Source organism: Hydrogenophaga sp. PBL-H3, from assembly GCF_010104355.1.
Lineage (GTDB): Bacteria > Pseudomonadota > Gammaproteobacteria > Burkholderiales > Burkholderiaceae_C > Hydrogenophaga.
In genome coordinates, this window is record NZ_CP044973.1 from 147,989 (window position 1) to 174,635 (window position 26,647).

29 protein-coding genes, 6 pseudogenes and 2 riboswitches are annotated in these 26,647 nt (G+C 62.4%); of the genes and pseudogenes, 29 read left to right on the plus strand and 6 right to left on the minus strand.

Annotation, left to right across the window (positions count from 1 at the left end):
* Positions 1–52 precede the first annotated feature (52 nt).
* The gene (locus tag F9Z44_RS21270; protein ID WP_159608962.1) at positions 53–1,114 is read right to left on the minus strand and encodes a site-specific integrase; all 1,062 of its coding nucleotides are present in this window, start codon (positions 1,112–1,114) and stop codon (positions 53–55) included.
* 129 nt (positions 1,115–1,243) lie between these two features.
* Here F9Z44_RS21270 and F9Z44_RS21275 point away from each other — a divergent pair, with 129 nt between their 5' ends.
* The 6 genes from F9Z44_RS21275 (at position 1,244) to dmeF (F9Z44_RS21295) (ending at position 5,925) form a co-directional block, all read left to right on the plus strand.
* Entirely contained in the window at positions 1,244–2,215 is a 972-nt protein-coding gene (locus tag F9Z44_RS21275; RefSeq protein ID WP_236574449.1) for a DNA-binding protein, read from the plus strand.
* A gap of 220 nt (positions 2,216–2,435) precedes the next feature.
* On the plus strand, positions 2,436–3,281 hold the full coding sequence (locus tag F9Z44_RS21280; RefSeq protein WP_159608964.1) for an FTR1 family iron permease: 846 nt from the start codon (positions 2,436–2,438) through the stop codon (positions 3,279–3,281).
* An 84-nt stretch (positions 3,282–3,365) separates the two neighbouring features.
* Positions 3,366–3,824, plus strand: a complete 459-nt coding sequence (locus F9Z44_RS23055) for a hypothetical protein (RefSeq protein ID WP_216621500.1) — start codon at positions 3,366–3,368, stop codon at positions 3,822–3,824.
* A 90-nt stretch (positions 3,825–3,914) separates the two neighbouring features.
* Positions 3,915–4,115, plus strand: a complete 201-nt coding sequence (locus tag F9Z44_RS23060) for a hypothetical protein (RefSeq protein ID WP_216621501.1) — start codon at positions 3,915–3,917, stop codon at positions 4,113–4,115.
* 101 nt (positions 4,116–4,216) lie between these two features.
* A riboswitch (yybP-ykoY riboswitch) is annotated at positions 4,217–4,389 on the plus strand.
* Positions 4,390–4,391: 2 nt separating this feature from the next.
* Entirely contained in the window at positions 4,392–4,964 is a 573-nt protein-coding gene (locus F9Z44_RS21290; RefSeq protein WP_159608965.1) for a TMEM165/GDT1 family protein, read from the plus strand.
* 10 nt (positions 4,965–4,974) lie between these two features.
* On the plus strand, positions 4,975–5,925 hold the full coding sequence (dmeF, locus tag F9Z44_RS21295; RefSeq protein ID WP_159608966.1) for a CDF family Co(II)/Ni(II) efflux transporter DmeF: 951 nt from the start codon (positions 4,975–4,977) through the stop codon (positions 5,923–5,925).
* 775 nt (positions 5,926–6,700) lie between these two features.
* Here the strand turns inward: dmeF (F9Z44_RS21295) and F9Z44_RS21300 are convergent.
* Both F9Z44_RS21300 and F9Z44_RS21305 read right to left on the minus strand, forming a co-directional pair.
* Complete coding sequence (locus F9Z44_RS21300; protein WP_216621502.1) at positions 6,701–7,300, minus strand: PEP-CTERM sorting domain-containing protein; 600 nt, start codon at positions 7,298–7,300, stop codon at positions 6,701–6,703.
* Between the two features lie 332 nt (positions 7,301–7,632).
* Positions 7,633–8,217 (minus strand): annotated as a pseudogene (locus F9Z44_RS21305) (arsenic resistance protein); the annotation flags it as partial.
* Between the two features lie 545 nt (positions 8,218–8,762).
* Here F9Z44_RS21305 and F9Z44_RS21310 point away from each other — a divergent pair.
* Positions 8,763–9,020: pseudogene (locus tag F9Z44_RS21310) on the plus strand (IS21 family transposase); the annotation flags it as partial.
* Between the two features lie 256 nt (positions 9,021–9,276).
* On the opposite strand, the gene F9Z44_RS21315 reads toward F9Z44_RS21310, so the two are convergent.
* Together F9Z44_RS21315 and F9Z44_RS21320 are read right to left on the minus strand one after the other, a co-directional pair.
* Positions 9,277–9,933, minus strand: coding sequence for a GntR family transcriptional regulator (locus F9Z44_RS21315; RefSeq protein WP_059401886.1), 657 nt, complete (start codon positions 9,931–9,933; stop codon positions 9,277–9,279).
* Between the two features lie 582 nt (positions 9,934–10,515).
* A pseudogene (locus tag F9Z44_RS21320) lies at positions 10,516–10,614 on the minus strand (ATP-binding protein); the annotation flags it as partial.
* Here F9Z44_RS21320 and F9Z44_RS21325 point away from each other — a divergent pair.
* The 16 genes and pseudogenes from F9Z44_RS21325 to F9Z44_RS23290 form a co-directional block, all read left to right on the plus strand.
* Positions 10,608–11,000: pseudogene (locus tag F9Z44_RS21325) on the plus strand (transposase); the annotation flags it as partial. The pseudogenes F9Z44_RS21320 and F9Z44_RS21325 overlap by 7 nt on opposite strands.
* Before the next feature lie 8 nt (positions 11,001–11,008).
* Positions 11,009–12,128 (plus strand): annotated as a pseudogene (locus tag F9Z44_RS21330) (IS3 family transposase); the annotation flags it as partial.
* A 247-nt stretch (positions 12,129–12,375) separates the two neighbouring features.
* Positions 12,376–13,554, plus strand: coding sequence for an ABC transporter substrate-binding protein (locus F9Z44_RS21335; RefSeq protein WP_159608967.1), 1,179 nt, complete (start codon positions 12,376–12,378; stop codon positions 13,552–13,554).
* Positions 13,551–14,408 carry a branched-chain amino acid ABC transporter permease gene (locus tag F9Z44_RS21340; RefSeq protein ID WP_159608968.1) on the plus strand — a complete coding sequence of 286 codons (858 nt, stop codon included), beginning with the start codon at positions 13,551–13,553 and terminating at the stop codon, positions 14,406–14,408. Before F9Z44_RS21335 ends, F9Z44_RS21340 begins: the two co-directional genes overlap by 4 nt.
* Positions 14,408–15,349 (plus strand): branched-chain amino acid ABC transporter permease, encoded by a 942-nt coding sequence (locus F9Z44_RS21345; RefSeq protein WP_159608969.1) that lies wholly within the window; start codon positions 14,408–14,410, stop codon positions 15,347–15,349. Before F9Z44_RS21340 ends, F9Z44_RS21345 begins: the two co-directional genes overlap by 1 nt.
* On the plus strand, positions 15,342–16,115 hold the full coding sequence (locus tag F9Z44_RS21350; protein WP_159608970.1) for an ABC transporter ATP-binding protein: 774 nt from the start codon (positions 15,342–15,344) through the stop codon (positions 16,113–16,115). The genes F9Z44_RS21345 and F9Z44_RS21350 overlap by 8 nt, the downstream gene beginning before the upstream one ends.
* Entirely contained in the window at positions 16,105–16,812 is a 708-nt protein-coding gene (locus F9Z44_RS21355; RefSeq protein WP_159608971.1) for an ABC transporter ATP-binding protein, read from the plus strand. The genes F9Z44_RS21350 and F9Z44_RS21355 overlap by 11 nt, the downstream gene beginning before the upstream one ends.
* Before the next feature lie 62 nt (positions 16,813–16,874).
* The gene (locus tag F9Z44_RS21360) at positions 16,875–17,606 is read left to right on the plus strand and encodes an SDR family NAD(P)-dependent oxidoreductase (protein ID WP_268894229.1); all 732 of its coding nucleotides are present in this window, start codon (positions 16,875–16,877) and stop codon (positions 17,604–17,606) included.
* A 16-nt stretch (positions 17,607–17,622) separates the two neighbouring features.
* Entirely contained in the window at positions 17,623–18,354 is a 732-nt protein-coding gene (locus tag F9Z44_RS21365; protein WP_159608973.1) for an alpha/beta hydrolase, read from the plus strand.
* A 10-nt stretch (positions 18,355–18,364) separates the two neighbouring features.
* Positions 18,365–18,676: a DUF6166 domain-containing protein gene (locus tag F9Z44_RS21370; RefSeq protein ID WP_159608974.1), complete on the plus strand. Its 312-nt coding sequence runs from the start codon at positions 18,365–18,367 to the stop codon at positions 18,674–18,676.
* Positions 18,677–18,751: 75 nt separating this feature from the next.
* Complete coding sequence (locus tag F9Z44_RS21375; protein ID WP_159608975.1) at positions 18,752–19,549, plus strand: sterol desaturase family protein; 798 nt, start codon at positions 18,752–18,754, stop codon at positions 19,547–19,549.
* A 15-nt stretch (positions 19,550–19,564) separates the two neighbouring features.
* Entirely contained in the window at positions 19,565–19,753 is a 189-nt protein-coding gene (locus tag F9Z44_RS21380; protein WP_159608976.1) for a hypothetical protein, read from the plus strand.
* A 400-nt stretch (positions 19,754–20,153) separates the two neighbouring features.
* Positions 20,154–20,294 carry a hypothetical protein gene (locus F9Z44_RS21385; RefSeq protein WP_159608977.1) on the plus strand — a complete coding sequence of 47 codons (141 nt, stop codon included), beginning with the start codon at positions 20,154–20,156 and terminating at the stop codon, positions 20,292–20,294.
* Between the two features lie 218 nt (positions 20,295–20,512).
* Positions 20,513–20,851 (plus strand): IS66-like element accessory protein TnpA, encoded by a 339-nt coding sequence (gene tnpA / locus F9Z44_RS21390; protein ID WP_059401880.1) that lies wholly within the window; start codon positions 20,513–20,515, stop codon positions 20,849–20,851.
* 14 nt (positions 20,852–20,865) lie between these two features.
* On the plus strand, positions 20,866–21,180 hold the full coding sequence (tnpB, locus tag F9Z44_RS21395) for an IS66 family insertion sequence element accessory protein TnpB (protein WP_159608978.1): 315 nt from the start codon (positions 20,866–20,868) through the stop codon (positions 21,178–21,180).
* Positions 21,181–21,261: 81 nt separating this feature from the next.
* A pseudogene (locus tag F9Z44_RS23290) lies at positions 21,262–21,716 on the plus strand (IS66 family transposase); the annotation flags it as partial.
* Between the two features lie 243 nt (positions 21,717–21,959).
* Here F9Z44_RS23290 and F9Z44_RS23215 read toward each other — a convergent pair.
* Positions 21,960–22,094, minus strand: coding sequence for a hypothetical protein (locus F9Z44_RS23215; protein WP_268894230.1), 135 nt, complete (start codon positions 22,092–22,094; stop codon positions 21,960–21,962).
* Between the two features lie 232 nt (positions 22,095–22,326).
* Here F9Z44_RS23215 and F9Z44_RS21405 point away from each other — a divergent pair, with 232 nt between their 5' ends.
* The 6 genes from F9Z44_RS21405 (at position 22,327) to dmeF (F9Z44_RS21425) (ending at position 26,177) form a co-directional block, all read left to right on the plus strand.
* The gene (locus F9Z44_RS21405) at positions 22,327–22,671 is read left to right on the plus strand and encodes a cupredoxin domain-containing protein (RefSeq protein WP_159608979.1); all 345 of its coding nucleotides are present in this window, start codon (positions 22,327–22,329) and stop codon (positions 22,669–22,671) included.
* A gap of 16 nt (positions 22,672–22,687) precedes the next feature.
* A complete protein-coding gene (locus F9Z44_RS21410) occupies positions 22,688–23,533 on the plus strand; it encodes an FTR1 family iron permease (protein WP_159608964.1) in 846 nt (281 codons plus the stop codon).
* Between the two features lie 84 nt (positions 23,534–23,617).
* Complete coding sequence (locus F9Z44_RS23065) at positions 23,618–24,076, plus strand: hypothetical protein (protein ID WP_216621500.1); 459 nt, start codon at positions 23,618–23,620, stop codon at positions 24,074–24,076.
* A gap of 90 nt (positions 24,077–24,166) precedes the next feature.
* Positions 24,167–24,367, plus strand: a complete 201-nt coding sequence (locus tag F9Z44_RS23070; RefSeq protein ID WP_216621501.1) for a hypothetical protein — start codon at positions 24,167–24,169, stop codon at positions 24,365–24,367.
* 101 nt (positions 24,368–24,468) lie between these two features.
* A riboswitch (yybP-ykoY riboswitch) is annotated at positions 24,469–24,641 on the plus strand.
* 2 nt (positions 24,642–24,643) lie between these two features.
* Positions 24,644–25,216 carry a TMEM165/GDT1 family protein gene (locus F9Z44_RS21420; RefSeq protein ID WP_159608965.1) on the plus strand — a complete coding sequence of 191 codons (573 nt, stop codon included), beginning with the start codon at positions 24,644–24,646 and terminating at the stop codon, positions 25,214–25,216.
* A gap of 10 nt (positions 25,217–25,226) precedes the next feature.
* Positions 25,227–26,177: a CDF family Co(II)/Ni(II) efflux transporter DmeF gene (gene dmeF, locus F9Z44_RS21425; protein ID WP_159608966.1), complete on the plus strand. Its 951-nt coding sequence runs from the start codon at positions 25,227–25,229 to the stop codon at positions 26,175–26,177.
* Positions 26,178–26,647 lie beyond the last annotated feature (470 nt).

Here is a 26,647-nt window from a genome sequence, read left to right on the forward strand (position 1 = left end):
GTGTGCTGCGGGACTTGGACACTTTGGTCCCAGACTGGGAAGCCTTTGAAGGCTACGGGAGCAACCTGGAGGCGGGGTTGTTGGAAAGCCCACCCTGGCGCTGGTATCCAAGCACCACGGCCACGGACTGGTGACCCGTCATCGCCATCGTGTCTGCAAGGGAGACGTTCTGTGCAGCGGCTTCAGTGACGAACCCCGACCTCAATGAGTGCGCAGAAAACGCCCCCTCAACCCCCGCCAACAAACACCGCGCCTTGACGATGTCGCGCACGGAAGCTGCCGACAGCGGGCCACCCAGGTGGCCGCCCTTGAGCACGCGGCGGAAGAGGGCGCCCTCGCGGATCCCGCTCACCGATAACCAATCCTCTAACGCCGCACCAGCAGCACCGAGCACGGGCTTGTGGTTCTCGGGTCGATCAACGCCGCTCTGGTTGGTTTTCGAGAAGACCAGTTCGTAAGAAAACTCCCCCCGCGCCAAACGCTTCAAGAATTTAACGTCCGCCGCAGCCACCTCGGAGCGCCGGCGTCCACCGCTGGCCCAGGCAAAGAGGAGGAGGGCGCGATCGCGTTTACCCCTCATGGAGTCGTCGCAGGTGGCCAGCACCAGTTGAAGTGGATCCTTGGTCAGTGCGTCTTTCTTCTTCGGCAGCTCGCCCCGTTTGGCATAGGCCTTGCGCGTGCGGGAGAGCAACTCGCGCACCTTGGGGTCCTGACAGGGGTTTTTCACGTCGCGCATCTGGTGGGCTTTGGACAGCACCGCCAGGCGGTGCGCCAGCGTGTTGTGTGCCATCGGTCCCGGTTTTCCCTTGTAGCCGGCCGCGACCAGGGCTGCGTCGATCTCGACCGGGAGTTCGTGCGCCAGACCCTTGGGCGTGGTGCGCTGCGCATGGTCGACGATGAATTGCAGCACGCAGGCCGCGGGCAACGGCAGGCTGATCTGTGCCCCATAACGGATGCCGTACCAGGCGGCCCAGTAGCGCAGCGCACTGCGGTAGCTCAGCTGCGTGTTGAGCGATTCGCCTTCGCGCAGCAGATCGGCCACGGCTTGCGCGGTCATGTCGCTCAATTCGTGCGGCTGCAGGGCGGGGGTTTTCTGGAGGATGGGCAGGCGCATGTTCAGGGCAGGGTGACGAATGGATATTTATCACACATACTATGTATGATTTAATACGAACAAGATCGATAAGTCGCGATAAGTATCCCTTATCGTGGGTAATTTACAGCGCGGAGCAGGGCGATGCAAATGAAAAGTTCGAGAGTGACTCGGGGTGTCCAGCCCGACGAGGTTTGGGCTGCGGCCGATGCCGTGCTCGCCCAAGGCGAACGGCCCACGATTGAGCGGGTGCGCGCGCACCTTGGTCGAGGGTCGCCGAACACCGTGGCGCCCATGCTCGATGCCTGGTACGCCTCGTTGGCCAAACGACTGGCCAGTGACGAAGATGGCGCCGGAGAGCAGGGCGTCCTGCCGGCACCGGTTCTGCGGGCCGCCAAGGCACTGTGGGGGCGTGCCCAGCAGCACGCGCAGGAGCAAGCGGTTGAATCGGTGCGGATCGATCGGCAGGTGCAGGACCAGCACGCGGAGCGCCTGGCCACCCTGCGCGACACGCTCGAGCAGGACCAGCAGAAGCTCAATGAGCGCTCAGAGGCGCTGGGCGCCGCTCTTCAGGCCAAGGACCATCAGATCACTGATCTGGTGCGTCAGGTTACCGACTTGCATAAAGGGCTGACAGGCCGGGAACGTGAAATCGAATCCTTGCGCACCTTACATGCCGAGGCAGCGCAAGCGCTGCAGGCGGAGCGTGATCGTCTCAATGGGTTGACCGAGGGCCACCGGCAGGAGCGAGGGCGCCTGGAACAACGAGCCTCCGCTCATGAAAAACGGCTGCTTGGGGACCTGGATCGCGCACGGCAGGAGGTCAAGCGCCTGACGTTGCTGCTAGCGGATGACAACAAGAAGGCGTCCAAGACGCTGGCGGGTTCGCAGGAGGAGGCCCAGTCCCTTCGGGTGCAGGTCGGCGCCTTGATTGCAGAGAATGCGGGCCTGGCGAAGGAGATCTTGTCCGCGCGGGACGACTTGCGAGCTGCCCAGTCGCATCAGGAGCAGTTCCGAAAAGACGCGACCGCGTTGCTGGCCGACCTTAAGGCCCGCCTTCCTGGCGCTGGCCCGGGCTCTGGGACAAGCGCGAAGCGGGCAAAACCAAAAGACCGTCCTTAAACTCGAATAACGCAGCAACACGCCGCTTTCGCTCCAAGCTCCAGACCTTGGCTGCGCACCAACCATACGCTGTACAGCGTATTGAGTGATTTGAGCACATAGTCGAAGACGCGTTGGAGGGTGGCTCGTTCACACAGTCGGTAAAAATCTTAGTTAAATCAATTACTTAGCTGCTTTTCTGCGGATTTTGCAGGAATCACGGCCGACCCTCGCCATCGCCATGTTCGCCGCCTCCCTGATCGTTTTCCGCGAAACCCTCGAGGCCGCGCTGTTCGTCGGCATCATCGCCGCCGCTACGAAGCAGTTGCCGCAGCGAGGCCGCTGGCTGGCCGGCGGTGTCGCCGCCGGCGTGGCCGGTGCGCTGCTGCTGGCGCTGTCGGCCGAGCAGGTCGGCACCTGGGCCGACGGCATCGGCCAGGATCTGGTCAACATCGGCATCCTGACGGTCGCGCTGTCGATGCTGGTGTGGCACTGCGTCTGGGTCTCGACGCACGGCCGGCAGATGGCGATGGAGGCGCGCCAGCTCGGCGCATCGGTCCAGGGCGGGCAGCGCAAGCCGTGGGTGTTGTTCGTCGCGGTGGCCCTCGCGGTGCTGCGTGAGGGCGCCGAGACGGTGCTGTTCGTAGCCGGCTCGCTGACTGGCGGCGGCCAGGTCGGCACCGCCTCGGTGATGTTGGCCTGTGCGCTTGGGCTGGTTGCCGGCGCCGTGGTCGGCGTTGGCCTTTATGCCGGCTTGTCGCGCATCCCGACGCAGAAGCTCTTCGCTGCAACCAATGTGCTGATCGCGCTGCTGGCCGCGTCGATCGCCAGCCAACTGGCCCGCGCCCTCGCGCAGGCCGGGCTGGTCGAGCGCGGCACCGCGCCGCTGTGGGACAGCTCCGCCTGGCTGGCGTCCGATTCGGCGCTGGGCGCGCTACTGCACGCACTGGTTGGCTACGACGCGCGGCCGTCGGCGATGCAGATCGGCTTCTATGTCGCCGTGCTGGCCAGCATCTACATCGGCACGCGCATGGTGATGCGCCAGCTGGGCGTCAGCCCGCCGCATCGCCGCGCCGGCCCGGCCTGACGGCGCGCCCGCCCAGCCCCCTCGCCGGCGCCCTGCGAGGTCGCCCGTCGCATCTCTTCTTCTTGCCACTCCCGAGGCCTTCCGATGCATAACGTCAAATATGGACGGGCGCTTGTCGCCCTTGCCCTGTCCTGCCTTGCCTACACCGTTCCGGCGGCAGCCGGACCTTCCGACTATGTCGTCACGCCTATCGTCGAGGAGGGCGAGCGCGAGATCGACTTCAAAGCCGGCACGCGCAAGTTGCGCGATGGCACCCGCGAGAGCGCCTGGTCGATCGGGCTCGGCTACGGCGCCACCAGTTGGTGGTTCACCGAGCTGTATGCGAAGTGGCACCACGAGCCGGGCGCGCCGAGTGCCTTCGACGCCTGGGAGTGGGAGAACAAGTTCCAGCTCACAGAGACCGGGAAGTACCCGGTCGACGTTGGCTTCCTGCTCGAGATCGAGCGACCGAAGGACCGCAGCGAAGGCTATGAATACAAATGGGGCCCGCTGCTGCAGTCGGAGTTCGGCCTGTGGCAGGCCAATCTCAATCTGTTGATCTAGAAGCACATCCGCATCGCGGAGCCGGAGAAGGCCGAGCTCGGCTACCAGTGGCAGCTGAAGTACCGTTGGACACCAGCTCTCGAGGCCGGTGTGCAGGGTTTCGGCAACATGGGCCCGTGGAATGACTGGGCGCCGTCGAGAGAGCAGTCGCACATCGCAGGACCGGCCCTGTTCGGCCGAGTCAAAGTCGGCGATCACCAGACGATCAAGTACAACGCTGGTGTGCTGTTCGGCATCAACCATGCGTCGCCGAAGCACACGCTGCGAGCGCAGGCGGAGTTTGAGTTCTGAGCCGATGACCAGCGGCGATTCGACAGACGCGGGCGACGTCATCGCCGCCTGAAAGGTACCGCTGCTCCTGGTGCGCTGAGACCGCCCGATATACTTGCCCCTCACCCGTCATTGGGGAGTAGCCGCCCTGCGCTCGCAGGGGTCCGCGTCAACACACTTGACCCTCATGGTCATGGCGCGGACAGCTTCAAGCCTGGCAAGACCTTTGACTGCACTGCCTCCGGATGGGCCGGGGATGCCGTGCAGTCTTCGTCTTCGCTGGCCCTTGGAGTTTTCATGGAAGCATTCCTCGTCTCGACCGGCGTCGTCGCCCTGGGTGAAATGGGCGACAAGACACAGCTGCTGGCCATCGTTCTGGCCGCAGCCTTTCGCAAGCCCATCCCCATCATCCTTGGAATCCTGGTTGCGACCCTCGTGAACCACGCGGCCGCCGGCGCCGTGGGCGGCTGGGTGGCCCAGGCCATGGGTCCGAACATCCTGCGCTGGGTGATCGGTGTGTCGTTCCTGGCCATGGCGGGCTGGATGCTGATCCCCGACAAGATCGACGACGACGCAGCGGGTGGCAAGCAGCGCTTCGGCGTGTTCGGCACGACGGTGGTCGCCTTCTTCCTGGCGGAGATGGGCGACAAGACGCAAATCGCCACCGTGGCCCTGGCCGCGCGCTACACCGACATCGTCCAGGTGGTGCTGGGCACGACCTTCGGCATGATGCTGGCCAACGTGCCGGCGGTCTTCCTGGGCGACAAGATCGCCAAGAAGGTGTCGATGAAACTGGTCCACGGCATCGCGGCCGTCATCTTCGCCATCCTCGGCGTGCTGACGCTCCTGAACGTCGGCAAGCTGTTCTGAAGGGCTGACCATGCACGCTGACGATCTTGCCAAGTGGCAGCACGACCACGTCTTTGATTCAGGAAACGCGGCTGGAGAACGCGGAACGCGCGTGGTGATGTGGATCACCGCTGCGATGATGGTCGTCGAGATCGCCGCGGGTTGGTTCTACAACTCGATGGCACTGCTGGCCGACGGCTTCCACATGAGCAGCCATGCCGTGGCGATCGGACTGAGTGCGTTCGCGTACTCGGCGGCGCGCAAGCACGCGAAGGACACCCGGTTCGCCTTTGGAACCTGGAAGATGGAGGTGCTCGGCGGGTTCGCGAGCGCCATCTTCCTACTGGTGGTCGTGGGCCTCATGGTGTACGGCTCGGTAGAGCGACTGATCACCCCCGAGCCGATCCACTACAAGGAGGCCATGCTCATCGCGGTGCTCGGCCTGGTGGTCAATCTCGTCTCGGCACGCATCCTGGACGCGGCGCATCACCACGACCACGGGCACGATCACCATGGTCATTCGCACGAAACGAGTCACCACCACGACCTGAACCTCAAGTCAGCCTACGTCCACGTCATCGCCGACGCGGCGACTTCCGTGGCGGCGATCGCGGCACTCGCCGGCGGTTGGTGGCTGGGTTGGTCATGGCTTGATCCGGTCATGGGCATCGTTGGCGCTTTGGTCGTCGCGCTGTGGGCCAAGGGGCTCATCGTTGAAACCAGCAAGGTGCTGCTGGACCGGGAGATGGACCATCCGGTGGTCGACGAGATCCGGGCGGTCATTGCCGAGCGCGGCGCCGAGAGTGAAACCCTCGTCGCCGACCTGCATGTCTGGCGAGTGGGCAGGGCGACCTACTCGTGCGCTCTCAGTCTCGTGACCCACGACGAGCGACTGGTGCCGAACCAGGTGCGGGAGTGGCTGTCGATTCACGAGGAGATCGTGCACTCGACCATCGAGGTTCAGATGTGCCATCGCAGTTAGTTGCGGCGGCAGGCAAGTGGCGACGGGCCTTTCTACGATGTCTTGGCCTTCGGTCCGCCGAGCGGTTCGCGACCTGCCGAAGCAGTTGCCCCGCCGCGAATATTCTGCGGTCGTCGTGCCGCAGGAGCACATGATCCCTCCTGTCGCCGGTCTGCAATCTGCTCATCGGGGTCAGCGAAGGTCAAGTTCGAGGGTAGACCTGTCGCTCACAGAGAAAAGCGCCGACGGCTTCTATGGGCCCGTTGCTGCCCTTCGTCGAGCACCGTTGTACGTCGGTAGTGCAGCGTAAGCAGCCCCTGGAGTGACAACTGTCGGATGCCCACGCCCTTGCGCAGCCCGATGAAGCTGCTCATCTCCGTCGGGTACACTGGTTAGTAACTGCAGATCGCCGAGAACGCGACGATGCTGCCCTGCGGCGCGATCCCGGCCGGCGAGGCGTCGAACGGGGTAGTTGAACAGCCAGGCCTCGCCGGGCTGCAGCGTCTCCGCCTGGAGCGGGTCGCCGCGGTCGTCCATCAGCAGCGAGGGCGCGAAGCTGCGCGGCGTGCCAGCCACGGCCGGCAGCGTGCCGGCGGCGGCCCAGGCGCCGGCCATGCAGGGGGCGTTGTGCATCAGGTCGCGACGCTCGAGATCAGTCCGGACACCCGGTGGCACGGGAATGGACGGTACTTCAGCCATACTCTGGCCGCAACCTGCGCCCCGCCTTCCGGGTGGACCGTGATGCACGGGCCCGCTCGTTTGGGCCCCCATCAGGCTCGAAAGCGCCGCCCGCAGATCAGCCCGCGGCGCGCTTCCGAGCGAGACCCAGCCCCGCCAGGGCGATGCCCAACAGCGCAAGCGATCCCGGTTCGGGCACGCCGTTGACGACAACCTTCTCGAAGTCCATGAACGCCATGTAGTCTTGGGAGTCGCCGTACGCCTTGAAGACCGTGTAATTTGCGCTCCCCAGATAGTCGATGCTGGACGTATTCACGAACCAGGCCGATGTGGCGTTGCCATTGCCCGCATCCAGATAGGGGATCCACATCTCGCAAAAGCCGCCCCGGTCGCAGCTGTTGACCAGTTCGGGCCGGGTGTCGAAGTTGTAGGTGGTGCCGTCCACCACCACATTGTCGACGAGCACCTGGGCGAACACGGCATTCATCGCGACCATCGCGTCGGCCGACGTCGTGAAGTCGAACAGGCTTTGATCGCAGCCGGCAAACATCGACGCGCATGAGTTTCCGAACGTCACGCGGTACTGTTCGCTGTTGATGATCAAGCCGGTAGCACTTTGCAACTTGCCGTTCTGGATCTGGTACACGACATCGGCCTGGGCGGCACCGCCCAGTGCCAGCGCGCAGGACAAGCCAATCTTCAATAATGTCTTCGACACGGAGTGAACCTTTCCGGTAATGAATTGAATCTGAAGCCGATACCGGGCGAGCGACACTGCCACACTTGCGGCCCGTGCACGGTCACCTTGGATCAACAAAGCACAATTTGTGCCGATCCAAATAACATCAACAATAACAATGACTTAACAGGGATTTCTTCGGCGTGACTGACGATCTGTAAGAAAAGTCGACACATTTATTTACATCGCCGGGCCGCGTCGGGACCCGTTGTCCCGACGCGGCCGGTTCAGACGCCGCGGACCGAACGTCGCTTCACGGCCGTTGCCATGGCCCCGGCCTAGTACCAGCCCCGGAAGCGGTTGACCACGCGCACCACCAGCAGCATCACCGGCACCTCGATCTGCACGCCGACCACGGCGCCCGACGACAGGCCGAGCAGCAGCTCGACGATCGGCGCGAAGGCGAGCACCATGATCGTGTCGTTCAGCGCCACCTGGCTGGGCGTGAAGAGTGGATCCGCGTTCGTCGGCCGGCTCCAGAGGAAGACCATCGCCGTGCAGTGCGCGGCGGCCAGCAGGATCAGGCCGGCGACACGGCTGTCGAGTTGGTGCGCCAGCAGGTGGCGCACGAAGAGCCAGCCCAGCAGCGCCATCGAGATGGGCTTGACGGCCCAGTTGACGAACAGCTTGACCCCGATGCCGCGCCAGTGGCGGCGCACCCCATGAAGGTCGCCGAAGTCCACCTTTATCAGCACCGGGATGATCACCACTCAGATCAGCAGGTTGACCTGCGCGATCTCCATCTGCCCGAGCGCCTGTACGGGTCTCACGCGGCCGGCGCTCTCCGACGACGGGTGCAGCTCAACGCCGCCGGTCAGGTGGAGCTCAAGCTCAAGACGCCCTAGCGCGAAGGGACGACGCACCTGGTTATGAGCTCGCTGGGGTTCATGCAGCATGCAGCAGCTGGCCGCGCTGTTGCGGCGGCCGCGGCTGTACAGAGCCGCCCGACCCGAACGACTCCTGATGGCCGATTGCAGAAGTCTAGCCGGCCTCGCACCCGCCTGGCCAACCTACATCGCAACTGGGAGCCGCAGGATCGACGCCTAGCTGCATCAAATTGCGCGTGTCCAAGAGAGCCGATCCGGCTGTCCAGGTCCTAACGCTCCCGCTGTCCACAAGTAGCCGAACTGAGTGTCCAGCAGCGACCGAAATACGCAGATACTGTCGCTATGAGATCAAAGCGATCCAGTTCTATCGCCAACCCACCGGCTCACGCGCTGCTGCAGGAAGCACCACTACGCGGCCTTATCGCGGCCAGGGTACCCACTGGCATCACGGCCCTGGGTAGAAAAGGACACTTTGTCGTCGAAATTCGCTTCGGCGACGGCTTGGCTTGTTGGCTTCCGTTGAAAACTGACCCACTTAGAGCTGCAATTTCCATTTAAAGCTGACCCACGTAAGAACCCTATCCTGCTGCTTTTAGTAGCAGGAGATTTCAGGAGTGATAGACGTGGCGACTTTAAGTGTCATAAGACGCTGGGCATTGCGCGAGCAGATGTCCATCCGCGAGATCTCCAGGCGCACAGGCCTGGCTCGCAATACCGTTAAGAAGTACCTGCGGGCGGGCGACGAAGAGCCCCGCTATGCCAAGCGGGCGAGCACCAGCAAGCTCGATCCATACGCTGACAAGCTTTCGACTTGGCTCTTGATCGAGGCAACAAAGTCGCGGAAACAGCGGCGCACTTTGCTGCAGCTCCACACATTCAGCAGGCCCCAAGTCTGAAAAGGAGAAAACGAAGCACTTATCCACAACGTGAGCTGCTTTGCTCACACAAGCGGGTGGGTCAGCATTCGATGGAAATCTCGGGTCAGAGATCAGTGGAACTCAACACCTCGATGCGTTTGCGCGTTGCTATCGGGCAGTCGCCGGTTGTCAAGATCATCCGCCAGCACAGCGCCAAGCTGGGCTTCGCACGATCGGTCGTGCGTCAGAGCCTGCATGCCACCAAACGGAGCTACAGGACGGTGGCGCGCGTAAAGCCTTCGAGATGGTCAATCAGGCGATCAAGCGCTTCCCCGGCATGCTTGATGTCGCCTTTGCCAATCGCCAGCGCGACGGCAGCGTGCAGGCGAGCCATTTCTGGCATGTCGGCCGTTTGCTTGTAGTGCAGGTACCAGAATCGCCGCGACAACCCGTGCAGCATGCGCATCGCACCTTCCGCGAATTCGTTGCTTGCCGCACTGAGGCACAGTTCATTGAACTCGCGGTCGGCACGTACGAAAGCCACATCGTCGCTCCGCGCAGCGTACTTCGTGAACTCGTCGGCGAGACGCCGGAAGGATTGGCGCTCCGAATCGCTGGCCCGCTTGGCGGCGCTGCGGCAGATCAAGCGCTCGATCTCGCGCCTTGTCTCCAGGAGCTTGAGCTGCTTATTGACGTTCATCTCCGATACTAGGAGCCCGCGTTGCGGCATTACGAGGATGAGGTGCTCGCGCGCCAAGCGCTGGATAGCCTCCCTAATGGGCGTGCGGCCGATACCGGTCATCTCGCTTAGCGCTTGCTCGGAGAGGGATGTGCCGGGCCGGATGCGCAAGGTAACGATGGCCTCCTCAATCATTTGATAGGCGAGATCGGTGAGTTTGGCCTTTGGCTCATTGAGTCGGGTAGCCATGCTCCTCGGTGCCGCGCCACTCGTTTGCGAGGCACCCCTGCTTCCACTTCGCCTAATGACCACGTGAAGGTACTCCGAAAGTTTACACCACAGACAATATGGCACTGTCACACATTATGCAATGCAATTAACCGACAAGTAAAATGTAACATATATATGCATATGTAGCTGCGATTGATCGGACCAAATCGTGGGTACACGATGTCGCCCGAGGTGCCCTCGTTGTTGAAGAAGGCCGGCAAGCCTTTCCTGCTCAGCCTGCACTACACCGCTCCGCACTGGCCCTGGGAATGCGCGACGATGCGCACGTGGCTTCCGCGCTGGCGAAGAACCAGTTCCACCTCCGCCGTATTGGCGCTTGAACCACCGAGGCCAGCGCGCACCTCCCCATCAGGAGCAGTTCTGACACTCAGGTAAACCCTTGATACGGCCGAATTGAACCCGCTTGAGCAGCCCTTTGACACACCGCTTGGCGGCACACATCGGCCACAGGCGTGCACGGATCAGCCAACCGCAGCGCGTACGCGATCTGTTCCCCGGAAAATCTTGAACTTTTCCTTGTGCCACTTCGGGCTTGCCGGGTGTGATGGCGATGCGTGGGGCGATCTCCTTCAGTCGGTAGCTTTTGCCTTCGAACTCCAGCATCGCGCATCGGTGCATGAGCCGGTCGAGGATGGCCGAACGCCAAGCGCTTCCCATCATGGCTGTCGCTTGCCCCGGGCTGCAAGATCAGCGGCGGCAAGGTTCTCTCGGCGCACACCCGCAAGACCGCCAACCGGATCACGTGGATACTGCGGATGGCGGCTGTCACGGTCGGCAAAACAGATACCGCTCTTGGGGCCTTCTACCGCAGGCTGGGGGCGAGAATCGGCAAGGCCAAGGCGGTCACCGCCACCGCGCGCAAGATTGTCGTTCTGCTCTACGACGTAATGCGCTTCGTTATGAAATACGTCGATCCCGGCGCGAACTTCTACGAGGCGTGCTATCGGGAGCGGGTGGTCAAGCAACTGCATCGACGTGCTGCAAGGTTCGGTTTCACACTTCAACCGACCGAGGCCGTTTCTTAGGAAGTCTCGGCGATCTTCAGCAGGAGAGAGGACGAGTGATCGGCCTCGAAGATCGCCAAGCTCTGGCCCAAGACATCGACACGGCCCATGCCGCAAGAGCGCGGCTGCAGCCGGCCTGCGAAGTCGCGCGCATTGACGTGCGCACCCTGCAGCGCTGGAAGGCCCGCTCGGGCCTTCCAGCGGGCGATGACAGACCCAGCGCCGTGCGCCCGATGCTCAGCCATGCCCTGAGTGCGGCCGAACGCTCGGCGCTGCCGACGGTTGCCAACGAGCCGCACTTTGCTTGCGCGCCACCGGCGCGCATCGTGCCCATGCTGGCCGACGAGGGCGTGTACCTGGGCAGCGAGTCCAGCATGGCGCGCGTGCTCAAGGCCGCCGGGCAGCGCAAGCGCCGAGGACGTGCCAAGGCACCCAGGGCAACAAAGCCGCCCACCACCCACATCGCCACCGCCTCAGGCCAGGTCTGGTGCTGGGACATGACCTACCTGCCCGCCAGGGTGATGGGCCGCTGGTTCCACCTGAACCTGATCCTTGCCCTGTACAGCCGGAAGATCGTGGGTGCCGAGGTGCACGACAGCGATGACTCCGACCACGCCGTGCACCTGGTGCGCCGCACCGCGCTGGCTGAGGGCATCGCGGCGATGACACCGAAGCCCGTGCTGCATGGCGACAACGGCTCCACGAGCAAGGCCACCACGGTGTTGACCATGCTCAACTGGCAGGGCATCAAGCCCTCCTACTCGCGGCCTCGTGTCAGCGATGACAACGCGTTTGCAGAGTCGTTGTTCCGCACGGCCAAATACCGCCAGGAGTTCCAGGCGCAGGGCTTTGAGACACTGGACGATGCCCGCGCCTGGGCCGCTGGGTTCGTGCGTTGGTATAACGTCGAGCACCGCCACAGCGGCATCCGCTATGTGAGCCCGCAGCAGCGCCACACCCCCGGCAGATCAAGCCATCTTGGCGGCACGGCACACGCTGTATCTCCAGGCCCAAGAGCGCCACCCGGCGCGCTGGTCGGGCGCCACCAGAGACTGGTCGCACATCGACGGGGTGATCCTCAATCCGGAACGAGACGAGATGGTCAAAATGGCTGCCTGCGTTCCACATACTGAGCTCAAGGCTGCGTGACTCAGGCGACAACTACCTTGACGCGCGCCGGGCCGCGCCTCAAGGCCGTGAGTTGTTCGCGCTGCGCATCGTTGAGCACCAGTTCCGTCTTGGGTCTTCCTCTCATGAAGGCTCGGCGGCCACCAGCGCGGTGGAGTGAGGGTTAGTCCTAACTATGTGAAGCAAATTCAACTGCTATATTAGTTGTGCGTAATTTGTATCGCAATCGCGATAAACTGCTTCGACAGACTCATATTAAGGACACGGTATGCGAAAAAGCTTATTGAATTTCCTTGCATCAGCGGCGCTCAGCTTCGGCCTTGCAAGCCCCGTTGCTGCGCAGGATGCCATCAAGATCGGTCAGATCGAGGCCCAGACCGGCCCGTCTAGCAGTCTGGGTTTCATGGCCACACAGGGTGCAAAGCTTGCAGTTCACCAGATCAATCAAGCCGGTGGCGTGGAGGTCGGTGGCAAGAAGTACCCGATCGACCTAGACTCGCCCGACACACAGGGCAGTCCTCAGCAGGGCCTGATTCAGCTTAAGAAGATGCTCGAGCAGGACCACCGGAAGTACATCTTTGGGCCGACGCTCTCGAACGTCTTCAATGGGGTGCGTGAGTACGCTCGCGGCTACGATGGCAAACTGCTGATGTTCGCGCCGGCCACCGCTGCGCACCCCGAGCTGGGCAAGCCCGGTTACGGCTTTCTGCTGCGCCCAGTCCTCTTCGACACTGCCCCGGAGGGTTTCGGCACCTACATGGTCGAAATGCTTCGCAGCAAGGGCGCGAAGAAGGTCGCCATCCTGATGCAGAACGACGCCTTCGGACGGTTCGCGGTGGACATCTACAAGGACAGCTTCGCCAAGGCAGGGATCGAAATTCAGACACATTGGTTCGAGGCAAGCACCAAGGACTACTCGGCTGTGTTGGCGCGCATCGCCGCATGGAAGCCAGACTACCTCTTCCCTGGTTACACCGACGCCGCGCTCTACGACATTGTGCAGCAGGCTACCCAGCTCGGGCTCACCAAATTCTGGCTGGTGCGCGGCTCGCTCGGCCCCGCCATCCGCAACAAGGCCTCGATCGACGAATACATCGCCTATATGCCCAAATACTTTGAAGAGGCCGAGAAAGTCGACTCTAAAGTGGCGAAATTCATCAAGGACTACAAGGACTTCTTCAAGGTCAAGGACTTCCCGTACGACCTGGCCCCGCTTCTGTATATGGCATCCTATGACCACGTCTTCATGCTTGCCGAGGCCATGAAGCGCGCGGGCTCGATCAACGACGTGGCTGCGATCAAGAAGGAACTTTTGTCGATGACCTACGACGGTCTATGGGTGCAGAAATTCGACCCCGTAGGCGGTGGCATCCACAGCTATGAGATTGCAGAGATGCGGCGCGGCGGTGCCCTCAAGATGACTCTCGTGAAGCCGGCCAGCAAATGATGCAATTGATCGCGGGCCAGTTGATCAACGGAATCATCGTGGGTTCCCTCTACGGAATCATCGCGCTGGCGGTATCGTTGACGAGCGGAATCACGGGCGTCGTAAACTTCGCGCTGGGTGCATTCATGTTGGTCGGTGCCTACCTCACCTGGCACCTCAACGAAACCTACGGCGTGGCCTTCCCGTTTGCCGTGATCTTGGTTATGGGTGTGGTCGCCTTGATCGGCCTAGTGGCCGATGTGCTGCTGTTCCGCCATACGCGCAACAACCTGATCAACGGCTTGATCGTCTCGATCGGTCTGGTCTCAGTGATCGTGGCGCTCGTGCACATGACGTGGACATCCACCCCGCAGAACATGCAGCCCTTCGTCACGGGCGTATTCACCGTGGGTGGGGTAGTCGTGCCGAAGATGAAGCTACTGATGGGGGTGGTGCTCATATTGATCGTCAGCATGACCTACCTGGGACTCACGCGGACGTGGATGGGGCGCGCGGCCTACGCCTATGCGCAAAACCCCGAGGCCGCTGCCTTGATGGGGGTCGCTACCGGTCGCCTCCAGGTTGGCGTGGCCGCCTTTGGTGCGGCCTTGTGCGGACTCGCTGGGTCGATGTACGCCACGCTTTACTCACTGACCCCCGACATTGGCGCGCTGTACATGCTGAAGGGCGTCGAAGGGGCGCTACTGGCCGGCATCGGCAGCGTGATCGGGGCGCTGTTCGGCGGCATTCTAATCGGTGTGGCCGAAGGCCTGGGTTCGGTGTTCCTGCCGCTTGCATTCAACGACGCCTATGGCTTGCTGATGCTGGTACTAGTGCTGCTTTTCAGGCCGGCCGGTCTGTTCGGGAGGCGTTGATGCGAGTGCTTCTGCTTGTGTTGTGTGGCGCTGTCGCGCTCGTCCCAGCGCTCACCGCGAACAACGTCGTGCTGTCGGTGCTCACGTTCACGTTCATCCTGGGCATCCTTGCCGTCAGCTTCAACCTTATCTACGGAATCACTGGCCAACTCACGCTCTTTCACGCGGCGGCCTTCGGTGTAGGGGCGTACGCCACCCACCTCTCGATGGCCCACTGGTCCATCTCCTTCTGGCTGGGATCGGCCTTCGCGATGGGCTGCGTGGCCGTGGTCTCGCTGCTCCTGGGCATCGTGTGCTTTCGCTTCAGGCTCAAGGAGTTCTACTTCGCGGTCGTGACCCTGGCGTTCGCAGAAATGATCCGCCTGGTGGTGATGAATTGGCACGGCCTGACCAATGGCTCGCTAGGAATCAACTTCAACCTCAAGCCCAGCGTGGGGGTACCCGGAGTCGGAGCGCTGGTCATCGAAGGGCCTGTACGTTGGTACTACTTTTCGCTAGCTTGTGTCGTCGTTATCGTGCTGGCATATCAACTGGTCGTGAACTCATGGATAGGCAACGCGTTCAAGGCCATACGCCTCAACGAGGACGTGGCAGCCTCCCTCGGCCTCAATGCCTTCCGCTACAAGCTTCTGTCGTTCGTGCTGGGCAGCATGGGGGCCTCGTTCGCCGGCGGTCTGTACTCGCACTACATGGGTTTCGTCGACCCGCACCTGCTCGACATCAACCAGTCGCTGGCCATCTTGTCGATGGCGCTGATCGGCGGCACGGGGTCGGTGGCCGCCCCCGTGGTCGGGGCGTTGGTGGTCACTGCACTGCCGCACCTGATCGACCTCAATGCCGAGTGGCGTCTGTTGATCTATGGCCTCATCTTAATCCTCACAATCCTGCTCATGCCTCAAGGCATCGTCGGATCACTGCAGAGGCTTCGCAAACATGCTTGAAATCGATCATGTGACCAAGCGCTTTGGCGGTCTTGTAGCCGTCGACGATGTGGTATTCCGAATCGCCGAACGCGAGATCGTGGGCATCTTCGGCCCAAACGGCTCTGGAAAGACGACGCTGATGAACGTGATTGCCGGTGTCTTCTCGGCCACTCGGGGCGAAGTTCGATGGAAGGGCCGCGCGCTCGGTGGCCTCAGCACCGACGAGGTCGCGGCCTGCGGTGTTGTCAAGACCTTCCAGAACCCGCAGCTGTTCCGCGAGCTCACAGTCGCCGAAAACGTACGCGTGGCCGGGCACCTGCTGCTCAAGTCGGAACTCGGTGCGGCACGCGTGCGCACCATCTTTCCGTCGGCTTTCAGAACAGAGGCAGCACGCAAGATTGACGCGCGAGTGGCTGCCGTGCTCGAGATGACCCGACTGGAAGCGCAGGCGCGCCAACTGGCGGGCTCGCTGTCATATGGTGGCGAGAAGATGCTCGGTGTCGCAATGGCACTGATGTGTGCGCCAAGCATGCTTCTGCTTGATGAGCCGGGAAGTGGTCTCTCGCACGATGAGCTAGACCGCCTTTCGGAAGTACTCCGGCGCCTGCGCGGTCAAGGCATGACACTGTGCGTCATTGACCACCGGGTCGGCTTCCTCGGTGCCCTGGCGGATCGGGCGATCGTGCTGTACCACGGCTCCAAGATCGCCGAGGGTACCCCATCGCAGGTGCTGTCGCAACGAGCGGTCATTGAAGCCTACTTGGGAGACGCACATGTTGCTTGAGCTGAACGGCCTGAGTGCCCATTTCGGAAAGAAGCAGGTCCTGCACCAAATGTCACTCTCGGTCGGCGAGGGCGAGGTGGTGGCGCTCATTGGCCCCAATGCGGCGGGCAAATCTACCACCATGCGCTGCATCCTCGGGTTGAAGGCGACCAGCGCCGGATCGATCGCCTTCCACGGCCGTTGCATGGATGCTTTGGGCACCCCCAAGAGAGTGCGCGAAGGGCTTGTGCTGGTGCCGGAAGGCCGCCAGGTCTTCACCGAGTTCAGCGTGTTGGACAACTTGCTTATGGGGGCCTACCACCGCCCTGACCGCGGCCGGATCGACGGTGACCTTGCCAAGGTGTTTGGCCTGTTCCCACGCCTGGCGGAGCGCCGTGCGCAAAAGGCCGGCTCGATGTCCGGTGGTGAGCAGCAAATGCTGGCCATTGCGCGCGGTCTGATGAGTCGTCCAAGGCTGCTGTTCATGGACGAGCCCAGCTTGGGGCTAGCGCCGATTGTGATGGAGGAAATCGCCTCCGCGATCCGCCACCTGGCGGCCGGTGGACTGAGCATCTTGCTTGCGGAGCAGAACGCGTCCTTCGCGCTTCGAATGGCAGATCGCGCATATGTCATCGAGTCGGGCAGCGTGGTACTGAGTGGAACTGCCCAAGAGCTTTCAGACGAGCCTCGGGTGCGTCACAACTACCTCGGGTACTGAAAAGCCCCAACCCTTTCATGCAACCAAGGAGTCAGAGCGTGCGATTTAGGAACAAAGTTGTAATGGTCACTGGAGGTGCCAGCGGGATCGGCGAGGCGTGCATTCGAATGTTTGCCGCTGAAGGAGCGTCAGTAGTCGTAGCAGACCTCCTGGATGAGGAGGCCGGTGTACTGTGTCGGGCGATCCGGGACGAGGGCGGAAAAGCGACGTTCATTCATCTTGACGTCTCGCAGGAAGCGCAATGGTCGGCAGCGATCTATGAGCTCCGGGAGAAACTGGGACGCCTGGATGTGCTGGTCAACAGCGCCGGTATCAGCGGCTTCGTGCACGATCGTGAAAACACGGCGTACCTAGACCGCATCATGGCTATCCATCTGCGGGGTTGTTTCCTAGCGATCAAACACGGAGCGCCTGCGATCGCCCGATCCGGAGGCGGCGCCATCGTGACACTGTCCTCGATTGCCGCCTATGAGGGCTTCGAGGGTCAGCACATGGGCTACAACGCTGCAAAAGCCGGTGTGCTTGCCATGACACGCTGCGCTGCAGGCGAATACGCCCGCCAAGGTGTGCGTGTGAACAGCGTGGTGCCTGGGCTCATGACACCGATGCGCACCTCGGTGGTATCTGCCGATCCAGTCATGCGGGCCCGCTTTTTCGAGCGTGTGCCGATCAACCGCGAGGGAACTGCCGAGGAGGCGGCCAAGGCTGTCCTGTTCCTCAGCTCAGACGAGGCCTCGTACCTCACCGGCGCTGACTTGGTGGTTGACGGCGGCTACACCGCCTATACCTACTGACCGGCAGCTTGCAGCGATGAGCAGCATTGTTCTCGTTCACGGTGCATGGTCGGCGGCTTGGGCATGGCGTGACTTCCGTGCGCTGCTGACATGCGGCGGAGAGACAGTCTTTACACCGACGCTCACAGGACTGGGCGAACGTCGGCACTTGCTCACACCAAAGATTGAGCTGGAAGACCACATCCAGGACATCTGCGAAGGCCTGTTCATGGAGGATCTGCAAGACGTCATGCTGGTGGGCCACAGCTACGGTGGCATGGTGATCACGGGCGTCGCCGACCGCATGCCCGACCGGGTGCGGCACCTGGTCTATGTCGACGCTTTTATGCCAGACGACGGTGAATGTGTCTTAGACCTAATGCCATCCGCTCAAGTGGCCATGCTCCGTGACGACGTTGATCGGAATGGTGCGGGGTGGCTGATCCCCGCGTCCCCATTGCCAGCAGATACACCACCCGAGGCAGTGCAGTTCGCACAACAGCGCCGCGGGCCCCAACCCATGAAGACGTTCACGTTGCCAATCAAACTGACCGGGCGATGTCGAACACTTCCGACGACCTACGTTTATTGCACGCGCACCAATGTCTACGACACCTTCAGCCTTTCGGCTCAACGGGCTCGAGAGAGATCCATCTGCCAGTTTCTTACCTTGGACGCATCCCACAACCCCCACCTCACACAGTCGCGAGCGCTGCAGAAGATCCTGCAGGCCTGCCGATCAGGACACGCGACTGGAGTCGAATCATGAAGGAGCAATTATGAAGACCTACTCGGGCGATCGAACTATCGACGGTGTGATCGTGCTCGTGAACCAAGCCCACTTGCTGCCTGATACGAGCGGAGCGATTTTTTCGGACACTGGGTTCGAATGGGGGTACGACGGCCCGGGCCCGCGCCAGCTCGCGTACACCATCTTGATCGATCACCTCGGTGACACGAGCCGAGCCAAGGCGCTGGTTCCGAGATTTGTCGAAGGCTGTGTCGCCAGGCTCGACAACGAGTGGTCGATCTCGAGCGCCGATATCGAGGCTGTACTGAATTCGCCCGAACGAACGGGCCAACGCGCCTGACGCAGCCACACACAACGCGACTGTTGACGCGTGGCCGTAAGGCAATCAACTTGGACTATTTCAATGGAGAACGTGATGGAACTTGTCAATACAATCATGGGAAAACGGCAGCGGAAGTATCGCGCGACGTATCGCGAGAGAGTCGCCGGCTGGTACAACGGGTGGCTGCACGTCATGATCATCTATCTCGCCGGTTCCATTGCCTTGTACATCTATGGTGCGAACACGGTAAATGTGCAGTGGTGGGAGTGGCTGGCGCTGCCCTTCGGGTTCGTCAGTTACCAGACCTCCGAGTACATACTGCACATGTATGTCATGCACCGCCCGCGAAAGAACGTAGTGCTGAGGGCGCTATATATCCGCCACACGTTGATGCACCACCAGTTCTTCACCAAGGAGGAAATGCGATTCGCAGACCACAAAGACTGGCGGGTCACATTCTTCCCGCCATTTACGATGCTTGGCCTGACGCTCTTGTCGATCATCCCGTCCTTGGCGGCGGGCATCATAATTTCGGAGAACGTCGGTTGGTTGCTAATGGCCGCATTCACTGCGAGCTACATGTTCTACGAACTCATCCACTTCTGCTGCCACATTGATGACAACTGGCTGATCCGTAACATGCCTCTCATCAACACGGCTCGACGACACCACACGGCGCACCATGACCATCAGCTAATGATGAGTGTGAATATGGGCATCGGCACTGCACTTCCGGATTGGATGATGGGCACTTCCGACCTTGATCGCGGATTCTGGGGACACTTGTTCAACGGCTACGACGAGAGTCACGTTCGCCCTGGCCTGCAGAAATCGTTCAATGCAGCAGGCACACGTCCAGTGCCGAATCGGCAGGCGGCCGAACGCAACTAACGCAAGGAGAGGACCATGCCCTTCTATGTCAAGTTTCTGGCTTCGCTCTTGATGCTTTCGATCGCTGCTTTGACAGCAATGTACGAGCATTCGAAAGGCCTTGTTTGGCCGACCTACCTCACCATCTTCTTCGGCGCATTCTTGGTGTTTTCGATCTGGATTTTCCCCGACGTGAATGGTGCGAAGCCTGACGAGACGTCTTGAAATTCGGGTGAACACCTGGTTGATGGCAAGGCAACTTGGCCGACCTCGGCACGTTGAACAGGACCCACGTCGCGAGTAGCACGTCGCCGCTCATGACGTAGGACGCGTTCTTGCCCAACATCACCTTGAACGGAAGCACGGGCGTTTTGCATCGTGACGCGCTCGCTCACCTTTGCCAGACCACCAGCGGATGGCCCAGACGAGCCGCACCGCGAAAACTGCGCAGCGTCGCCGCTTCTTGCCGCTGGCGGGCGAGTGGTCGACCCTGATTTATTCACTTTCAAGCAGCCGGCAGTCGCGGTGCCGGTCCGCTGGATGAGCCGTCTGGCCGTTGCTCGCCGCCATCGATTGGTCTCGGTGGCGGCGGTTGTTGTAAGTCGCAATTCCCCGGAGCCCATTCATGGCTAAGTCCATCGCTCGCGGCGCGCCTTCTGCGAGCACCGCCGCCGACAACGACATGTTCACTATCCACACCCGCATCTTCGTGCAGGCCACCGCCATCAAGGCCAACACCCAGGCGTCCTCCCTGTCTTCACCCTGAAGACCTAGACCGCCTTCGAAGAATGCATTCCTCTTGAGCGGGGCACGGACAGCGAGGACCTGTGCAGTGGCGCTCAGGGCTGGGTGCGCTGATGTGTGCGCTCATTGAGGAGATGGAGAGGCGGGCGCGGGCTTGTTGTAGGCGCGCGGCCATCCCACCCGTGAAGGGATCGGTCTAAGCGGCATCGATGGTGTCCACCAAGCAATTAGGTGGACACCATGAATGAAGCCAAGAAGAAGACCCGCCGACGGTACGGCGCCGATCTCAAGCAGCAGATCCTTGCCGAGTGCGCCGAGCCAGGTGCCTCGGCGGCCGGCATTGCCCTGTCACACGGCATCAACGCGAATGTCGTGCACAAATGGCGCCGCCAGGATGGCAGCGCGCTGCCTGCACTGCAGGCTCCCGCATTCGTTCCGGTGCCGCTGCAGCCAGCGCCGTGCGCACCTGCACCGGACATCCGCATCGAGCTGCGTCGTGGCGCTACCAGCGTGTCAGTGAATTGGCCCCTTGAGTCGGCCGAGCAGTGCGCCATCTGGATGCGAGAGTTGCTCAAGTGATCCGGATTCATGCGATGTGGCTGGCCACCGAGCCGCTGAACATGCGATCGGGCACCGAGACCGCGCTGGCGCGCATGGTGTCGGTCTTCGGTGCGGCGCGTCCGCACCACGCCTACCTGTTCGCCAGCAGAAGAGCCAACCGCATGAAGGTACTGGTGCACGATAGCATTGGTGTGTGGCTGGCAGCGCGGCGCCTGAACAGCGGCAAGCTCGTCTTGCCGCGTGATGCAGCAAGTACCGCCTCGCTCAGCGACGCGCAGTTCGATGCGCTGGTGCTGGGCCTGCCTTGGCAGCGCCTTGGCGACGGTGGTGTCATCACCGTGGTCTGACTCTGAAGAGCAGACCGGCGCTTGCCAATTGGGGCATGCGCCAATGGTGCGCATGTGCCAGTGCTGGCACAGTGGATGCCCATGGTGGTCGAGCCTCAATCCCTGCAGAGCCTGAGCGCAGAAGAGCTGCGTGAGCTGACCACGCGCCTCATGACGCAGTTGCGCCACCAGAGCGCGTTGCTGGACAAACTCACGCACAAGATGCGCTCTTGAAGCGCATGAAGTTTGCCGCTTAGTCCGAGCGCTTCAACCCCGAGCAGAAGAGCCTACTTGAAGACGAGATCGAGGCCGACCTGGCGGCCGTGGCCACGGAGATCGATGCGCTGCAGGAAGCGCAGGCACCAGCCAAGCTGGAAGAGAAGAAGGTTCCCAAGCGCGCGCCGCTGCCAGCAAACCTGCCGCGTCGCGAGATCCGCCACGAGCCCGAGTCCACCCTGTGCCAGTGCGGCTGCCAGATGAAGCGCGTCGGCGAGGACGTGGCCGAGAAGCTGGACTACGTGCCCGGTGTGTTCACGGTGGAGCTGCGTATTTCGGGCTTCTTGGACATCAAGTTCGACACCGTTGACATAGTGTTCGGCACCTCAGCCAACGAACTTCACCGGCCACCCTGTCTAGAACCCCCGAGGCCCACCGATTGTTTGAAGAGGCTGGCGATACGTAGGCCGCCGGCGATCCTTTCTTGATGGCTAGCTGACCCCCAGCTCCAAGGCTAGACTTCAGGAATCGGCCATTTGCAGTCACACGATCGGCCACGAAATCACCAAGCCAACGGCCGGTCTCTAAGCACAGCTGCCGTAGGCCGCAACGGCCCAGACGCCTTCGGCGCGGGTGCAGCACTGGACGCGGACCTCGATACAGCCGGGATCGTCGGTGCGGATAAAGAACTGGAACCGCCCGAAGGTCACGAAGGCCATCGCCAGGGCTCGGGCCTCGCTGCTCGTGCACATCCCCTCGCGGCGGCGCTAAACAGGTTTGAAGCCGTCAGCACCATCGCGGCCGGGTCGAGTCGACTCAAGCAGTGGCGTCGTCGCGAGCCTCCTCGCGAGCCAAGCGAGAGATTGGTATTGCAAATGCGAACGCTTCGCATTAGCATAACGACATCAACCCTCAGCCCCAGCCGTCTCGAAGCCTCTGAAGGAACAGACCATGCTCGCCCAAGGATTCGTATCCCGGATTGCCGTCCTCGCCGCCAGCCTCGCCCTGTCCTGCGGCGCCGCGCAGGCTGCAGACATGGAAGTGCCGCTTGTCATCAAGAACCACCGCTTCGAGCCAGCCGAGCTGAAAGTGCCCGTGGGCCAGCGGGCCAAGCTGATCGTGCACAACCAGGACAGCACGCCGGAGGAGTTCGAGAGCCATTCGCTGAACCGCGAAAAGGTCATTCCTGCGGGCGCGAAGGCGACGATCTTCATCGGTCCGCTCAAGGCCGGTCGCTACGACTTCTTCGGCGAATACAACCAGGCGACGGCCAAGGGCGTCGTCGTCGCCGAGTGATCGAATCGCCATCGCCATGTTCGCCGCCTCCCTGATCGTTTTCCGCGAAACCCTCGAGGCCGCGCTGTTCGTCGGCATCATCGCCGCCGCTACGAAGCAGTTGCCGCAGCGAGGCCGCTGGCTGGCCGGCGGTGTCGCCGCCGGCGTGGCCGGTGCGCTGCTGCTGGCGCTGTCGGCCGAGCAGGTCGGCACCTGGGCCGACGGCATCGGCCAGGATCTGGTCAACATCGGCATCCTGACGGTCGCGCTGTCGATGCTGGTGTGGCACTGCGTCTGGGTCTCGACGCACGGCCGGCAGATGGCGATGGAGGCGCGCCAGCTCGGCGCATCGGTCCAGGGCGGGCAGCGCAAGCCGTGGGTGTTGTTCGTCGCGGTGGCCCTCGCGGTGCTGCGTGAGGGCGCCGAGACGGTGCTGTTCGTAGCCGGCTCGCTGACTGGCGGCGGCCAGGTCGGCACCGCCTCGGTGATGTTGGCCTGTGCGCTTGGGCTGGTTGCCGGCGCCGTGGTCGGCGTTGGCCTTTATGCCGGCTTGTCGCGCATCCCGACGCAGAAGCTCTTCGCTGCAACCAATGTGCTGATCGCGCTGCTGGCCGCGTCGATCGCCAGCCAACTGGCCCGCGCCCTCGCGCAGGCCGGGCTGGTCGAGCGCGGCACCGCGCCGCTGTGGGACAGCTCCGCCTGGCTGGCGTCCGATTCGGCGCTGGGCGCGCTACTGCACGCACTGGTTGGCTACGACGCGCGGCCGTCGGCGATGCAGATCGGCTTCTATGTCGCCGTGCTGGCCAGCATCTACATCGGCACGCGCATGGTGATGCGCCAGCTGGGCGTCAGCCCGCCGCATCGCCGCGCCGGCCCGGCCTGACGGCGCGCCCGCCCAGCCCCCTCGCCGGCGCCCTGCGAGGTCGCCCGTCGCATCTCTTCTTCTTGCCACTCCCGAGGCCTTCCGATGCATAACGTCAAATATGGACGGGCGCTTGTCGCCCTTGCCCTGTCCTGCCTTGCCTACACCGTTCCGGCGGCAGCCGGACCTTCCGACTATGTCGTCACGCCTATCGTCGAGGAGGGCGAGCGCGAGATCGACTTCAAAGCCGGCACGCGCAAGTTGCGCGATGGCACCCGCGAGAGCGCCTGGTCGATCGGGCTCGGCTACGGCGCCACCAGTTGGTGGTTCACCGAGCTGTATGCGAAGTGGCACCACGAGCCGGGCGCGCCGAGTGCCTTCGACGCCTGGGAGTGGGAGAACAAGTTCCAGCTCACAGAGACCGGGAAGTACCCGGTCGACGTTGGCTTCCTGCTCGAGATCGAGCGACCGAAGGACCGCAGCGAAGGCTATGAATACAAATGGGGCCCGCTGCTGCAGTCGGAGTTCGGCCTGTGGCAGGCCAATCTCAATCTGTTGATCTAGAAGCACATCCGCATCGCGGAGCCGGAGAAGGCCGAGCTCGGCTACCAGTGGCAGCTGAAGTACCGTTGGACACCAGCTCTCGAGGCCGGTGTGCAGGGTTTCGGCAACATGGGCCCGTGGAATGACTGGGCGCCGTCGAGAGAGCAGTCGCACATCGCAGGACCGGCCCTGTTCGGCCGAGTCAAAGTCGGCGATCACCAGACGATCAAGTACAACGCTGGTGTGCTGTTCGGCATCAACCATGCGTCGCCGAAGCACACGCTGCGAGCGCAGGCGGAGTTTGAGTTCTGAGCCGATGACCAGCGGCGATTCGACAGACGCGGGCGACGTCATCGCCGCCTGAAAGGTACCGCTGCTCCTGGTGCGCTGAGACCGCCCGATATACTTGCCCCTCACCCGTCATTGGGGAGTAGCCGCCCTGCGCTCGCAGGGGTCCGCGTCAACACACTTGACCCTCATGGTCATGGCGCGGACAGCTTCAAGCCTGGCAAGACCTTTGACTGCACTGCCTCCGGATGGGCCGGGGATGCCGTGCAGTCTTCGTCTTCGCTGGCCCTTGGAGTTTTCATGGAAGCATTCCTCGTCTCGACCGGCGTCGTCGCCCTGGGTGAAATGGGCGACAAGACACAGCTGCTGGCCATCGTTCTGGCCGCAGCCTTTCGCAAGCCCATCCCCATCATCCTTGGAATCCTGGTTGCGACCCTCGTGAACCACGCGGCCGCCGGCGCCGTGGGCGGCTGGGTGGCCCAGGCCATGGGTCCGAACATCCTGCGCTGGGTGATCGGTGTGTCGTTCCTGGCCATGGCGGGCTGGATGCTGATCCCCGACAAGATCGACGACGACGCAGCGGGTGGCAAGCAGCGCTTCGGCGTGTTCGGCACGACGGTGGTCGCCTTCTTCCTGGCGGAGATGGGCGACAAGACGCAAATCGCCACCGTGGCCCTGGCCGCGCGCTACACCGACATCGTCCAGGTGGTGCTGGGCACGACCTTCGGCATGATGCTGGCCAACGTGCCGGCGGTCTTCCTGGGCGACAAGATCGCCAAGAAGGTGTCGATGAAACTGGTCCACGGCATCGCGGCCGTCATCTTCGCCATCCTCGGCGTGCTGACGCTCCTGAACGTCGGCAAGCTGTTCTGAAGGGCTGACCATGCACGCTGACGATCTTGCCAAGTGGCAGCACGACCACGTCTTTGATTCAGGAAACGCGGCTGGAGAACGCGGAACGCGCGTGGTGATGTGGATCACCGCTGCGATGATGGTCGTCGAGATCGCCGCGGGTTGGTTCTACAACTCGATGGCACTGCTGGCCGACGGCTTCCACATGAGCAGCCATGCCGTGGCGATCGGACTGAGTGCGTTCGCGTACTCGGCGGCGCGCAAGCACGCGAAGGACACCCGGTTCGCCTTTGGAACCTGGAAGATGGAGGTGCTCGGCGGGTTCGCGAGCGCCATCTTCCTACTGGTGGTCGTGGGCCTCATGGTGTACGGCTCGGTAGAGCGACTGATCACCCCCGAGCCGATCCACTACAAGGAGGCCATGCTCATCGCGGTGCTCGGCCTGGTGGTCAATCTCGTCTCGGCACGCATCCTGGACGCGGCGCATCACCACGACCACGGGCACGATCACCATGGTCATTCGCACGAAACGAGTCACCACCACGACCTGAACCTCAAGTCAGCCTACGTCCACGTCATCGCCGACGCGGCGACTTCCGTGGCGGCGATCGCGGCACTCGCCGGCGGTTGGTGGCTGGGTTGGTCATGGCTTGATCCGGTCATGGGCATCGTTGGCGCTTTGGTCGTCGCGCTGTGGGCCAAGGGGCTCATCGTTGAAACCAGCAAGGTGCTGCTGGACCGGGAGATGGACCATCCGGTGGTCGACGAGATCCGGGCGGTCATTGCCGAGCGCGGCGCCGAGAGTGAAACCCTCGTCGCCGACCTGCATGTCTGGCGAGTGGGCAGGGCGACCTACTCGTGCGCTCTCAGTCTCGTGACCCACGACGAGCGACTGGTGCCGAACCAGGTGCGGGAGTGGCTGTCGATTCACGAGGAGATCGTGCACTCGACCATCGAGGTTCAGATGTGCCATCGCAGTTAGTTGCGGCGGCAGGCAAGTGGCGACGGGCCTTTCTACGATGTCTTGGCCTTCGGTCCGCCGAGCGGTTCGCGACCTGCCGAAGCAGTTGCCCCGCCGCGAATATTCTGCGGTCGTCGTGCCGCAGGAGCACATGATCCCTCCTGTCGCCGGTCTGCAATCTGCTCATCGGGGTCAGCGAAGGTCAAGTTCGAGGGTAGACCTGTCGCTCACAGAGAAAAGCGCCGACGGCTTCTATGGGCCCGTTGCTGCCCTTCGTCGAGCACCGTTGTACGTCGGTAGTGCAGCGATGGACTAAACCGCTTTCTACAAGGACTTCCTCCATAGTCAATCAGCTTGTTGGCTGACTTCCTGATCAACGGCTGTTCTGCATTGGCTGTTGTTTGACTACTCGTCCGAGGCCGCGCGGCAAGTGAAGGTGCGGAGCGACAGAGAACAGACTGCACATCTACAAACGGCCTTGGTGCGCATCG

Excerpts from the sequence above, each read along its gene's own strand:
- F9Z44_RS21270 (WP_159608962.1), bottom strand. The coding sequence starts at position 1,114 with ATGCGCCTGCCCATCCTCCAGAAAACCCCCGCCCTGCAGCCGCACGAA.
- F9Z44_RS21275 (WP_236574449.1), top strand. The coding sequence starts at position 1,244 with ATGAAAAGTTCGAGAGTGACTCGGGGTGTCCAGCCCGACGAGGTTTGG.
- F9Z44_RS21280 (WP_159608964.1), top strand. The coding sequence starts at position 2,436 with ATGTTCGCCGCCTCCCTGATCGTTTTCCGCGAAACCCTCGAGGCCGCG.
- F9Z44_RS23055 (WP_216621500.1), top strand. The coding sequence starts at position 3,366 with ATGCATAACGTCAAATATGGACGGGCGCTTGTCGCCCTTGCCCTGTCC.
- F9Z44_RS21290 (WP_159608965.1), top strand. The coding sequence starts at position 4,392 with ATGGAAGCATTCCTCGTCTCGACCGGCGTCGTCGCCCTGGGTGAAATG.
- dmeF (WP_159608966.1), top strand. The coding sequence starts at position 4,975 with ATGCACGCTGACGATCTTGCCAAGTGGCAGCACGACCACGTCTTTGAT.
- F9Z44_RS21315 (WP_059401886.1), bottom strand. The coding sequence starts at position 9,933 with ATGGCTACCCGACTCAATGAGCCAAAGGCCAAACTCACCGATCTCGCC.
- F9Z44_RS21335 (WP_159608967.1), top strand. The coding sequence starts at position 12,376 with ATGCGAAAAAGCTTATTGAATTTCCTTGCATCAGCGGCGCTCAGCTTC.
- F9Z44_RS21340 (WP_159608968.1), top strand. The coding sequence starts at position 13,551 with ATGATGCAATTGATCGCGGGCCAGTTGATCAACGGAATCATCGTGGGT.
- F9Z44_RS21345 (WP_159608969.1), top strand. The coding sequence starts at position 14,408 with ATGCGAGTGCTTCTGCTTGTGTTGTGTGGCGCTGTCGCGCTCGTCCCA.
- F9Z44_RS21350 (WP_159608970.1), top strand. The coding sequence starts at position 15,342 with ATGCTTGAAATCGATCATGTGACCAAGCGCTTTGGCGGTCTTGTAGCC.
- F9Z44_RS21355 (WP_159608971.1), top strand. The coding sequence starts at position 16,105 with ATGTTGCTTGAGCTGAACGGCCTGAGTGCCCATTTCGGAAAGAAGCAG.
- F9Z44_RS21360 (WP_268894229.1), top strand. The coding sequence starts at position 16,875 with ATGGTCACTGGAGGTGCCAGCGGGATCGGCGAGGCGTGCATTCGAATG.
- F9Z44_RS21365 (WP_159608973.1), top strand. The coding sequence starts at position 17,623 with ATGAGCAGCATTGTTCTCGTTCACGGTGCATGGTCGGCGGCTTGGGCA.
- F9Z44_RS21370 (WP_159608974.1), top strand. The coding sequence starts at position 18,365 with ATGAAGACCTACTCGGGCGATCGAACTATCGACGGTGTGATCGTGCTC.
- F9Z44_RS21375 (WP_159608975.1), top strand. The coding sequence starts at position 18,752 with ATGGAACTTGTCAATACAATCATGGGAAAACGGCAGCGGAAGTATCGC.
- F9Z44_RS21380 (WP_159608976.1), top strand. The coding sequence starts at position 19,565 with ATGCCCTTCTATGTCAAGTTTCTGGCTTCGCTCTTGATGCTTTCGATC.
- F9Z44_RS21385 (WP_159608977.1), top strand. The coding sequence starts at position 20,154 with ATGGCTAAGTCCATCGCTCGCGGCGCGCCTTCTGCGAGCACCGCCGCC.
- tnpA (WP_059401880.1), top strand. The coding sequence starts at position 20,513 with ATGAATGAAGCCAAGAAGAAGACCCGCCGACGGTACGGCGCCGATCTC.
- tnpB (WP_159608978.1), top strand. The coding sequence starts at position 20,866 with ATGTGGCTGGCCACCGAGCCGCTGAACATGCGATCGGGCACCGAGACC.
- F9Z44_RS23215 (WP_268894230.1), bottom strand. The coding sequence starts at position 22,094 with ATGGCCTTCGTGACCTTCGGGCGGTTCCAGTTCTTTATCCGCACCGAC.
- F9Z44_RS21405 (WP_159608979.1), top strand. The coding sequence starts at position 22,327 with ATGCTCGCCCAAGGATTCGTATCCCGGATTGCCGTCCTCGCCGCCAGC.
- F9Z44_RS21410 (WP_159608964.1), top strand. The coding sequence starts at position 22,688 with ATGTTCGCCGCCTCCCTGATCGTTTTCCGCGAAACCCTCGAGGCCGCG.
- F9Z44_RS23065 (WP_216621500.1), top strand. The coding sequence starts at position 23,618 with ATGCATAACGTCAAATATGGACGGGCGCTTGTCGCCCTTGCCCTGTCC.
- F9Z44_RS21420 (WP_159608965.1), top strand. The coding sequence starts at position 24,644 with ATGGAAGCATTCCTCGTCTCGACCGGCGTCGTCGCCCTGGGTGAAATG.
- dmeF (WP_159608966.1), top strand. The coding sequence starts at position 25,227 with ATGCACGCTGACGATCTTGCCAAGTGGCAGCACGACCACGTCTTTGAT.